At 65.4% G+C, this 10450-nt stretch carries 8 protein-coding genes and 3 tRNA genes; 7 read left to right on the forward strand and 4 right to left on the reverse strand.

Going from position 1 to position 10450, the window contains the following annotated elements; genetic code table 11:
- Positions 1-57: 57 nt before the first annotated feature.
- From ttcA to GJ698_RS20475, 3 genes are read right to left on the reverse strand one after another with little or no spacing between them, the layout of a single operon-like run.
- Entirely contained in the window at positions 58-981 is a 924-nt protein-coding gene (ttcA, locus tag GJ698_RS20465) for a tRNA 2-thiocytidine(32) synthetase TtcA (protein WP_154359703.1), read from the reverse strand.
- Positions 978-1376: a dihydroneopterin aldolase gene (locus GJ698_RS20470; RefSeq protein ID WP_154359704.1), complete on the reverse strand. Its 399-nt coding sequence runs from the start codon at positions 1374-1376 to the stop codon at positions 978-980. The genes ttcA and GJ698_RS20470 overlap by 4 nt, the downstream gene beginning before the upstream one ends.
- Before the next feature lie 24 nt (positions 1377-1400).
- Positions 1401-2186, reverse strand: a complete 786-nt coding sequence (locus GJ698_RS20475) for an SDR family oxidoreductase (protein WP_154359705.1) — start codon at positions 2184-2186, stop codon at positions 1401-1403.
- A gap of 23 nt (positions 2187-2209) precedes the next feature.
- Between GJ698_RS20475 and GJ698_RS20480 the strand changes: the two genes are divergently transcribed.
- The 3 genes from GJ698_RS20480 to GJ698_RS20490 all read left to right on the forward strand — a co-directional run bounded on the left by GJ698_RS20480 (position 2210) and on the right by GJ698_RS20490 (position 6149).
- A complete protein-coding gene (locus GJ698_RS20480; protein ID WP_154359706.1) occupies positions 2210-3361 on the forward strand; it encodes a class I SAM-dependent methyltransferase in 1152 nt (383 codons plus the stop codon).
- Positions 3362-3467: 106 nt separating this feature from the next.
- Positions 3468-4487: a J domain-containing protein gene (locus GJ698_RS20485; RefSeq protein ID WP_154359707.1), complete on the forward strand. Its 1020-nt coding sequence runs from the start codon at positions 3468-3470 to the stop codon at positions 4485-4487.
- Between the two features lie 78 nt (positions 4488-4565).
- The gene (locus tag GJ698_RS20490) at positions 4566-6149 is read left to right on the forward strand and encodes a DUF3369 domain-containing protein (protein ID WP_154359708.1); all 1584 of its coding nucleotides are present in this window, start codon (positions 4566-4568) and stop codon (positions 6147-6149) included.
- On the opposite strand, the gene GJ698_RS20495 is transcribed toward GJ698_RS20490, so the two are convergent.
- Positions 6146-9400 (reverse strand): EAL domain-containing protein, encoded by a 3255-nt coding sequence (locus tag GJ698_RS20495; protein ID WP_154359709.1) that lies wholly within the window; start codon positions 9398-9400, stop codon positions 6146-6148. The two genes, GJ698_RS20490 and GJ698_RS20495, sit on opposite strands and share 4 nt — an antisense overlap.
- Positions 9401-9597: 197 nt before the next feature.
- Here GJ698_RS20495 and GJ698_RS20500 point away from each other — a divergent pair.
- From GJ698_RS20500 to GJ698_RS20515, 4 genes are all read left to right on the forward strand, one after another.
- A tRNA-Tyr gene (locus tag GJ698_RS20500) sits at positions 9598-9682 on the forward strand.
- A gap of 62 nt (positions 9683-9744) precedes the next feature.
- Positions 9745-9818 (forward strand) — tRNA-Gly (locus GJ698_RS20505).
- 59 nt (positions 9819-9877) lie between these two features.
- Positions 9878-9952 (forward strand) — tRNA-Thr (locus GJ698_RS20510).
- A gap of 83 nt (positions 9953-10035) precedes the next feature.
- A partial coding sequence (locus GJ698_RS20515) for a GTP-binding protein (protein ID WP_154359710.1) occupies positions 10036-10450 on the forward strand: 415 nt, incomplete at its 3' end.

Consider the following 10450-nt stretch of genomic DNA (forward strand, 5'->3'; position numbering starts at 1 on the left):
TTTTCTCCCTGATGGTGAGGTTGTTGCCGATCTTATAGCAGAGGGCGATGGAATGGCTTAATCTTCCCGTTGCAGCGAGATGACGCCGGGCGCCGTGGACGGGGTGGAGCAGGGTTCCTCGTCGAAGGCGATGTCGCCCAGCGGGTTGGCGACGCCGTCGGCCTTGATGTCCTTGAAGCCGAACAGGTCGCGGTCCATCAGGTGCGACGGCACCACCGTCGACAGCGAGGAGAAGATGTTTTCCACGCGGCCCGGGAATTTCTTTTCCCAGTCGCGCATCATGGCCTTGATCTGCTTGCGCTGCAGGTTTTCCTGCGAGCCGCACAGGTCGCACGGAATGATCGGGAAGCCTTTGACTTCGGCGTAGCGCTCGGTGTCTTCTTCCTTCACGTAGGCCAGCGGGCGGATCACCATGTGCTTGCCGTCGTCCGACACCAGCTTGGCCGGCATGCCCTTGATTTTCCCGCCGAAGAACATATTCAGGAAGAAGGTTTCCAGGATGTCGTCGCGGTGATGGCCCAGGGCGATCTTGTTGCAGCCCAGTTCATCGGCCACGCGGTACAGGATGCCGCGGCGCAGGCGCGAGCACAGCGAGCAGGTGGTCTTGCCTTCCGGGATCAGGCGTTTGACGATGCTGTAGGTGTCCTGGTTTTCGATGTGGTACGGCACGCCCAGCTTGTCCAGGTAGGCCGGCAGGATGTCGGCCGGAAAGTTCGGCTGCTTCTGGTCCAGGTTGACGGCGACGATCTCGAAGTTGATCGGCGCCCGCTCGCGCAGCGTCATCAGGATGTCCAGCAGCGCGTACGAGTCCTTGCCGCCGGACAGGCAGACCATCACCTTGTCGCCGTCTTCGATCATGTTGAAGTCGCCGATGGCCTGGCCGACCAGGCGGCACAGGCGCTTGTGCAGCTTGTTGTTCTCGTGGGCGATTTTTTCGGCGGATTTGACGCTCACGCCGGCGTTGTCGATGACTGCGTTCATGCTGCTTCCTTGATTTTGAATACTTCCACACCGACGCCTTCGCAGTCGGGATACACGTCCGGCTTCATGGTCGAGACGCGCGCGGCGCGCACGCTCGGGTGCTCCAGCATCGCGCGCACGATGTCGTCGCACAGCGTTTCCTGCAGCTGCACGTGGCCGCGCGCCATGCGCCTGGCGATGGTGTCGCGCATGAAGTCGTAGTCCACCACTTCCTCCAGCTGGTCGTGCGCCGGCGACGACAGCGCCAGCGGGATGTACAGGTCGACGTTGATCAGCAGACGCTGCTCGCCTTTTTTCTCGAACTCGTAGACGCCGATGTTGATCATGACTTCGTAATTGCGCAGGAACAGGCGGCGGCAGTCGTTCAGTTGCGGGTGGATCAGGGCGGACAGCATGGAGTAACCTTCTTTCGGATTAAATTATTTGGCCAAAAACATCACGTCGCGCGGCAGCGGCAGCAGATGCTGGCCGCCGTCGACCAGCAGCGTGGTGCCGGTCAGGGCGCGCGCCGACGCGGCGTAGACCACGCTGTCGGCGATGTCTTCTGGTGTGCTGGAACGGCCCAGCGGCGTTTGCTGGTGCGCGTTGGCGAAACCGGCTTCGGTCTGGTCGCCGGACACCATGGTGATGCCCGGCGCGATGCCGACTACCCGCAGTGTCGGCGCCAGCTGCTGCGCCAGCATGGTGGTGGCGGTGTGCAGCGCAGCCTTGGACAGGGTGTACGACAAAAAATCAGGATTGAGATTGTACAGTTTCTGGTCCAGCAGATTGATGACCGACGCCTGGCCGCCGTCCGGCGTGGCGGCATGCAGCGCCTGCGCCAGCAGGATGGGCGCGGCGACGTTGGCGCGCATGTGGGCATCGAGCCTGGCGGCGCTGAAGTCTTCGGCGCTGTCGTAGTCGAACAGCGAGGCATTGTTGACTACGCAGTGCACGGCGCCCAGCGCGGCGACGGCGCGCGGCAATAATGCGCGCACGGCCGCTTCGTCCGCCAGCTCGCATTGCAGGGTGACGGCGCGCCGACCCAGCACCGCGATCTCGGCGGCGACGGCGCGCGCCTCGGCCTCGGAAGCGCGGTAGTGCACCGCCACGTCCCAGCCGGCGCGCGCCAGGCCGAGCGCGATGGCGCGGCCGATCCGGCGTCCGGCGCCGGTGACGAGGGCCACGCGCTGGCCCGGAGCTAAGTTGTCCTGTGCTGTCATCATGTTGAACTGGATATAATGCCGGGATGTCCTTACCCGTACCTTCTAGCGACGCGCTGGCCGCGTCCCACACCCTGCAGACCCTGATCGCCGCCGACATCGAACGCCATGGCGGTGCGATTTCCTTCGCCCGCTACATGGAACTGGCGCTGTATGCGCCGGGACTGGGCTACTACAGCGGCGGTTCCGCCAAGCTGGGAAAAGATGGCGATTTTACAACCGCCCCGGAGCTGTCGCCCTTGTTCGGCGCGGCGCTGGCGCGGGTTGCAGCCGCTATTATCGCCCAAAGCGCGCCGCGGATCCTCGAATTCGGCGCCGGCACCGGCAAGCTGGCCTTCGACATCCTGACCGAACTGGCCGCCGCCGGGGTGACGGTGGAGCGCTATGACATCGTCGAGCTGTCCGGCGAACTGCGCGGACGGCAGCAGGAAAAGCTGCGCGACTTCCCGCAGGTGCAATGGCTGGACGCCTTGCCGGCGTCGTTCGACGGCGTGGTGTTCGGCAACGAGGTGCTGGATGCGATGCCGGTGCACCTGGTCATCAAGCATCCGGAAGGCTGGCAGGAGTTGCAGGTGACGGTGGCGGACGGCCGCTTCCAGTATCAGGCAACGCCGGCCAGCGACGAACTGCTGGCGCAGGTCGCGCGCCAGATCCCGGAGCACGAGCAGCTGCCGGACGGCTATGTGACCGAGCTGCACGGCATCGCCGGCAGCTTCATGGCGACGCTGGCGCGCATGCTGGCCGGCGGCAAGGCCAACGCCGCCTTCCTGTTCGACTACGGCTTCCCGGCGCACGAGTATTACTTCGACCAGCGCGCGGCCGGCACGCTGATGTGTCACTACCGCCATCACGCCCATCCGGACCCGTTCTATTATCCCGGCCTGCAGGACATCACCGCCCACGTCGATTTCACGGCGATGGCGCTGGCGGCGCAGGACGCCGGCATCGACGTGCTGGGCTACCTGAACCAGTCCGGCTTCCTGCTGGGCGCCGGCATCGGCGAGCTGCTGCTGCGCACCGACCCGGCCGACGCCATGGCCTACCTGCCGCAGGCGCGCGCCATGCAGAAGCTGGTGTCGCCGGCGGAAATGGGCGAATTGTTCAAGGTGCTGGTGGTGGGCAAGGGCGTGGAATTGCCGGAAGCCATAGTCCTGCAGGACCGGACCCATCGCCTGTAGATAAAAAATCACATTGAGTAGAAAAGCAAGTCAAATCCTTGCCTGATCTCCGGGTTGCATGCGCTAAGATGGGCTATGATGATTGATTCTGCGTCGATTTCCAGCTATGGCCAAGATTCACACCCACTATGACAACCTGAAAGTGTCGCGTATGGCGCCGCAGGAGGTCATACGTGCCGCGTACAAGGCGCTCAGCCAAAAGTACCACCCGGACAAAAATCCGGGGGATGAGAAGGCTGCGCGCATCATGGCCATCCTCAACAGCGCCTACGAGACCCTGTCCGACACCCAGCGCCGCAAGGAGCACGACGAGTGGATCGCCTCCGAGGAATGGGAAATCGAGTGGCTGGAGAGCACCCGCAACGAGGACGGCCACCGCGGCGACAAGCACAAGCACGACGCCGGCTGGCATCCCGAACACGTCCACGACGGTCCCTCCCGACGCCCGCGCCGGCGCGACTGGCGCACCTGGGCCGGCCTGGCGGCCTGCCTGGTGCTGGGCTGGATCGGCGGCGCCACCATGATTGCCGAACCGCAGCTGATGGGCAACCTGAGCAGCGCCTGGAGCGGCAAGAGCGGCATCAACGCCAATGCGGCCACGCCGGATGCGGCGCCGCGCAGCCGCGACAGCCGGGCCGAGGCCAGGGCCGAACTGCACGACGCCTGGGCCACGGCGCGGCTGGCCGACGGACCGGCGGCCAAGCCGGCGCCGATCAAGGTGGTGGCGGCCTCGCAGGTGGTGTTGCCGGGCGCCGGCGCCGAGTGCGACAGCGAAACCCAGACGCAGACCCTGCTGGCGCCCAACGGCGAGCCGTGGCCGGCCCGGTCCGGCTACATGGAAGGTTTCCCGGTCGGCAACCACGGCGACGACATGCAGCTGACCCTGGACAACGGCGGCAATGCCTCGGCGGTGTTCATCAAGGTGTATGACATGGACCGCCGCTCGAATGTGCGCTATGCCTATGTGCAGGCGCACGACAAGCTGCTGGTCGACAAACTGAGCAACGGCAAGTACGAAATCCGCTACCAGAACCTGGACGTCGGCGCCAATCCCGGCGCCTGCGGCGGCCCCAGCCGCACTGCCGCCGCCAGCGTCGACCCAGGGGCATCTCCCGTCAACAACTAATGCCGCAGCGCATCCTCGATAAGAGTTGTCAGGGTGGTGGAATCTGATTATCCTGAAGGTAACAACAGGAGATGTGTAATGACCGATTCCAACGCCGCAGACGACAACTGGCTGATCGACGAAGACGAAGACGAGCTTCCCGCCAGTGGTCTCGGCGCCCCGGACCAGCGTTTGTGGCGCGTGCTGATCGTTGACGACGATGTGGATGTGCATGCCGTCACCCGGCTGGCGCTGCGCAATGTCAGCTTCAAGGGTCGCGAGCTGGAGCTGTTCTCCGCCTACAGCGGGCGCGAAGCCTTCGACATCCTGCGCGACACGCCGGACATCGCGCTGGTGCTGCTGGACGTGGTGATGGAAACCGACGACGCCGGCCTGATCCTGGCGCGCCGCATCCGCGAAGAGCTGCACAACTCCATCGTGCGGGTGGTGCTGCGCACCGGCCAGCCGGGCCAGGCACCCGAGCAGCGCGTCATCATCGAATACGACATCAACGACTACAAGGCCAAGACCGAGCTGACCACGCAGAAGTTGTTCACCACGGTGATCTCGGCGCTGCGCGCCTACGAGAGCCTGAACATGCTGGAGCGCAGCCGCGTCGGCCTCGGCAAGATCCTGGCCGGCGCCACCAATCTGTACCAGATCCATTCGCTGCGCGAGTTCGCCTCGGGCGTGCTGAACCAGGTCAGCGCGATTCTCGATGTCGGCTCGGACGGCGTGCTGTGCCTGATGCAGGGCGACACCGGCGTCACCACCGTGGTGGCGGCCACCGGCCATTATGCGGCACTCAACGACGCCGAGCTGATGCCGGCGACGCATCCGCTGTGGCCGACCATCGCCAAGGCGTTTGCCGAGAAAAAATCGCAGTTCGAGCATCCGGCTAACGTGCTGTTCATCCATACCCAGGAAAACCGCGAGGTGGCGATTTCGGTGACGCCGCCGTGGCCGCTGGCGCAGATCCAGCGCGACCTGCTGGAAGTGTTCTGCCAGCGCATCGCGGCGGCGTTCGACAACCTGTACATGTTCGGCCAGTTGCGCAAGGCGCAGGAGGCCACCGTGGTGGCGCTGGCCGACCTGGCCGAGTTCCGCGACGGCGGCACCGGCGGTCACGTGCGGCGGGTGCAGATGCTGTCGTCGTCGCTGGCGCAGCGCCTGCATGAGCGCGGCGCGTATGTGGACGAGGTGACGCCGCAGCTGCTGGAAATGATCGGCCTGGCGTCGATCCTGCACGACGTGGGCAAGGTGGCGACGCCGGACCACATCCTGCTCAAGCCGGGCATCCACACGCCGGAGGAGCGCGCCGAGATGCAGATGCACGCGGCGGTGGGGCGCACCATCCTGGAACGGGCGGCCAATATGGTCGACGGCGTCAGCTACCTGACCTATGGCGCGGCGATCGCCGGCGGCCACCATGAGCACTGGGACGGCAACGGCTATCCCAACCAGCTGAAGGAGCGGGCGATTCCGATCGCGGCGCGGATCGTGGCGGTGGTCGACGTGTTCGATTCGCTGCTGCACGAGCGCCCGTACAAGGAGCCGTGGCCGCACACCGAGGCGGTGAACTACATCCGCGACCGCGCCGGCAAGCAGTTCGATCCGGAAGTGGTGGCGGCGCTGCTGGAAATGATCGAGCGCGACCCCACCATCGGCCGTACGCCCGACTAGGCCGGCATCTCGGCGTTGCGCACCATGGCTTCGAATTGCGCGACCGGCATCGGCCGCGCGAACAGGTAGCCTTGTGCTTCGTCGCATTGCTTGGCGCGCAGGAAGTCGCGCTGCGCTTCGGTCTCCACGCCTTCCGCAATCACTTCCAGGCCCAATGAGTGCGCCAGCGCGATGGTGGCGGCGACGATCACCGCGTCGTTCGGATCGCTCTCGATGTCCTTGACGAAGCCGCGGTCGATCTTGATGCGGTCGATCTCGAACAGCTTCAGGTAGCTCAGCGACGAGTAGCCGGTGCCGAAGTCGTCGATCGCCACCTTGATGCCGCGCGAACGCAGTTCGATCAGCAGCGCGCGGCTGCGTTCCGGATCCTGCATCGCCGCCGATTCGGTGATTTCCAGTTCCAGCAGCGCCGGATCGATGCCGTGACTCAGCAGCATGCGGTCCAGGTGCGGCAGCAGCCCCGGTCCGTGGCACTGGCGCGCCGACAGGTTGACCGCCAGCCGCAGATGCGACAGTCCCGGCGCGCGCCATGCGTGCAGCAGCGTGCAGGCGCGCTGCAGCACCCAGTCGCCCAGCGGCAGGATCAGGCCGGACTCCTCGGCGATCGGAATGAAGCGGTCCGGCCCCACCATGCCCAGCTCCGGATGGTGCCAGCGCAGCAGCGCCTCGGCGCCGATGATGCGCTGCGTCGCCAGCTCGATCTGCGGTTGCAGATACAGCTCGAATTCGTTCTGCTCCAAGGCCTGCCACAGGCGGTTTTCCAGCATCAGGCGCTCGTGGGTGGCGCTGTTCATCGCCTCCGAGAAGAACTGGAAGTTGCCGCGCCCCTGGCTCTTGGCCGCGTACATGGCGGTGTCGGCGTGGCGCATCAGCGTGCCGGCGTCCTCGCCGTCGGTCGGGAACATGGCGACGCCGACGCTGGCGCCGCTGTGCACCGTCTTGCCGTTCAGGTGGTAGGGCGCGGTCAGCGCGTCGACGATGCGCACGGCGATGTTGGAGGCTTCGTCCGGCGTGATGGCGCCGTCGGTGACGACGATGAATTCGTCGCCGCCCAGGCGGGCGATGGTGTCGACTTCGCGCAGCAGTTCCTGCAGCCGCTGCGACACCGCCACCAGCAGCATGTCGCCGGTGGCGTGGCCGTGGGTGTCGTTGATTTTCTTGAAGTGGTCGAGGTCGATGAACAGCACCGCCGCCATGCCGCCGCTGCGGCGCGTCTGCGCCAGCAGCTGCTCCAGCCGCAGGTTGAGCGACAGGCGGTTGGCCAGGCCGGTCAGGGTGTCGTGGTGCGCCAGGCGATGGATGTGTTCCTGCGCCAGGTGCTGTTCGGTCAGGTCGTGCAGGATGGCGACGAACAGGTGCTCGTCCGGCAGCTCCACTTCCGACACCGACATCGCCAGCGGGAATTCGCTGCCGTCGCTGCGCCAGCCGGGCAGCTCGTATTCGTGGGTGACGCCGCAGGCGATCATGCGCAGCAGGCCGGCCGCGTCGAGGCCGGCCGCCTCGCCGACGCCGACCGGAATCAGCTTGTCCAGCGGCAGCGCGCTCATCTTCTCCGGCGCGTAGCCGAACAGGCGGCCGGCGGCGGCGTTGGCCGACATCAGCGTGCCGCTGCTGTCGACGGTGAGGATGGCGTCGGCCGCCTTGTTGAGGATGGCCTGCAGGCGCGCTTCGCGCTGGCGCAGGCGCGAGGTGGAATCCTTGACTTCGGCCTGGATGCGGGCGCGCTCGCCGCTGATCAGCATCATCAGCGTGCCCAGCAGGCCGGTCAGCAGCAGGCCGCAGGTCAGCACGGTCCAGCTCTGCCAGCCGCGCTGCTGCTGCAGGTAGGCCGGCGTCGGCGCCAGCGTCAGTTCGTAGATGCGGCCGCCGAAGTGCAGCTGGCGCTGGAAGTCGCTGTCGCCGGCGGCGCGGTGCAGCGTGTCCTGCACCACGCGGCGCGGGCCGTCGTCGTCGGTGTCTTCGAAGCGCACCAGGAAGTAGGGGAACTCGGAACGCTTCAGCGCCTGGTTCAGGTAGGCGTCGAACTGCATCGAGATCAGCAGCGAGCCGACCGCCTGGTGGCGGCTGCTCGGCGGGTAGACGGTTTGCAGCAGCAGCAGGCCGGTGCTGGGGGCGCCGGGGATCAGCTGCAGCGGCGCGGTGGCGGTCGGCTGGCCAGACTGGATGGCGCGCTCCAGCGCGGTGCGGCGCAGCGGGTCGTGCAGGAAGTCCAGCCCCAGGTAGACGCGGGCCGCCACCGGTTCGACGAAGGTGGTGACGAAGTAGCGCTCGCGCTGGCCGGTGACAAGGAAGTTGCCGGCCTCGTCGCGTTCGCGGATGGCGTAGTCGGGCGAGGCATGCTGGCGCGCCCAGGCCTCGAAGGCGGCGCGCTCGCTGCCGGCCACCGGCGTCAGCCAGGCCATCGACATCAGTTCCGGGCGCTGGTCCAGGTAGCCGTGCGACAGGTTGCCGAAGTCTTCGGCGTTGATCGAGCGGCGCGGGTCGTTGAGCGCCTTGGCCATGGCGTAGATGAAGCGCTCGTGTTCGCTGAACTGCGCCTGCAGCAGGTCGCCGGTCTGCTGCGCCTTGAGGCGGAAGGTTTGCAGCTGCTGGTTGTTTTCCCAGCGGTCGGCCTGCAGGTAGATGGCGATGAAGGCTGCGGCCGACAGCAGCAGCGGCAGGCCCACCAGCAGGCGGCGGCGCGCCCACAGCGCGCGCGGGCGGCCGATGACGATCCAGCTCAGCGGCGCCGCCAGCAGGATGCCGATGGTGTCGCCCATCCACCAGGCCAGCCAGTCGGCGGCCAGGGTGTCGCGTTGCAGGATGCCGAGCGCCATCATGCCGGACAGCGAGACGGTGCTCGACACCAGCGTGACGCAGGCGGCCAGGAAGATGAAGCGCACCACGTCGCGGCCGGAGCCGATGGCCGGGTCGATGTAGCGGCGGAACAGGGTGCTGCCGACCCAGGCCTGCAGCGCGGCGCCAAAGGCCGGCGCGCAGGCGCCCAGCAGGGCGGCGGTGGTGATGCCGGCGCTGCTCAGCCAGGGATAGACCAGGTTGACGGCCAGCGAGCCCAGGGCCACGCCCGGCAGCAGCCGGGCGCCGCCCACCACGCAGGCGGCCAGGGCGATGCCGGCCGGCAGGAAGATCGGGGAGGCATAGCCGGGCGGCAGCGCCAGCAGCAGGCCGAGACGGCCGGTGAGGAAGTAGGCGGCCCACAAGGCCAGGTTGGCGAGCAGGACAATGCGCCAGCGACCGCTTCGATTATTCAAACGCAGGGCTCCAGGAGTCTCATTGGTTCGACCGATTGTATAGGAAAACATGCAACGTAAAAACAACACTTGCACTTTTGCAGTTGGTGCGTTTAAAATCTCGCCCCGAAGCAGACGAACTGTGAACACTGCACCGACAAGGTGATAAAAAGAGTTGACGGTTCGAGAAAATTGCTTCATACTCTGCGGTTCCTCGCGGAGGGGTGGCCGAGTGGTTAAAGGCGACGGACTGTAAATCCGTTCTCTATGAGTACGCTGGTTCGAATCCAGCCCCCTCCACCAAGTTTTTGCAAAAAGACTGAGTGGCGCAGTAATTGAATTGAATTGAATTGAACCAATACCTCGCGGGTGTAGCTCAATGGTAGAGCTGAAGCCTTCCAAGCTTATGACGAGGGTTCGATTCCCTTCACCCGCTCCAGTGTTGTTGCAATGCAGATGCGCAAGCATCGAAGGTAGTACCCCGCAGTACCCAAATCAGCCCTTTTAGCTCAGTGGTAGAGCACTCCCTTGGTAAGGGAGAGGCCACGTGTTCAATCCACGTAAAGGGCACCAGAATTCGCAGTACGCACTACGCAGCATTATCAAGACAGTCGGGCAGGTTCCCTGCCAATCACACAAATCGTTAGGAGTCTAAAATGGCAAAAGAGAAATTCGAGCGGACCAAGCCGCACGTTAACGTCGGCACCATCGGCCACGTCGACCACGGCAAGACCACCCTGACCGCTGCAATCGCAACCGTTCTGTCGAAGAAATTCGGCGGCGAAGCGAAAGCCTACGACCAGATCGATGCTGCACCAGAAGAAAAAGCACGCGGCATTACCATCAACACCGCGCACGTCGAGTACGAAACCGCCGGCCGTCACTACGCTCACGTTGACTGCCCAGGCCACGCCGACTACATCAAAAACATGATCACCGGCGCAGCGCAGATGGACGGCGCGATCCTGGTTTGCTCCGCAGCTGACGGCCCAATGCCACAGACCCGCGAGCACATCCTGCTGGCCCGCCAAGTTGGCGTTCCATACATCGTCGTGTTCCTGAACAAGTGCG

It is taken from the genome of Duganella aquatilis (genome assembly GCF_009674565.1).
GTDB lineage: Bacteria > Pseudomonadota > Gammaproteobacteria > Burkholderiales > Burkholderiaceae_D > Rugamonas > Rugamonas aquatilis.

What these genes read in the sequence shown, in the direction of transcription:
- GJ698_RS20480 (WP_154359706.1), top strand. Translation starts at nt 2,210, where the DNA reads ATGTCCTTACCCGTACCTTCTAGCGACGCGCTGGCCGCGTCCCACACC.
- GJ698_RS20475 (WP_154359705.1), bottom strand. Translation starts at nt 2,186, where the DNA reads ATGATGACAGCACAGGACAACTTAGCTCCGGGCCAGCGCGTGGCCCTC.
- GJ698_RS20490 (WP_154359708.1), top strand. Translation starts at nt 4,566, where the DNA reads ATGACCGATTCCAACGCCGCAGACGACAACTGGCTGATCGACGAAGAC.
- GJ698_RS20470 (WP_154359704.1), bottom strand. Translation starts at nt 1,376, where the DNA reads ATGCTGTCCGCCCTGATCCACCCGCAACTGAACGACTGCCGCCGCCTG.
- GJ698_RS20485 (WP_154359707.1), top strand. Translation starts at nt 3,468, where the DNA reads ATGGCCAAGATTCACACCCACTATGACAACCTGAAAGTGTCGCGTATG.
- ttcA (WP_154359703.1), bottom strand. Translation starts at nt 981, where the DNA reads ATGAACGCAGTCATCGACAACGCCGGCGTGAGCGTCAAATCCGCCGAA.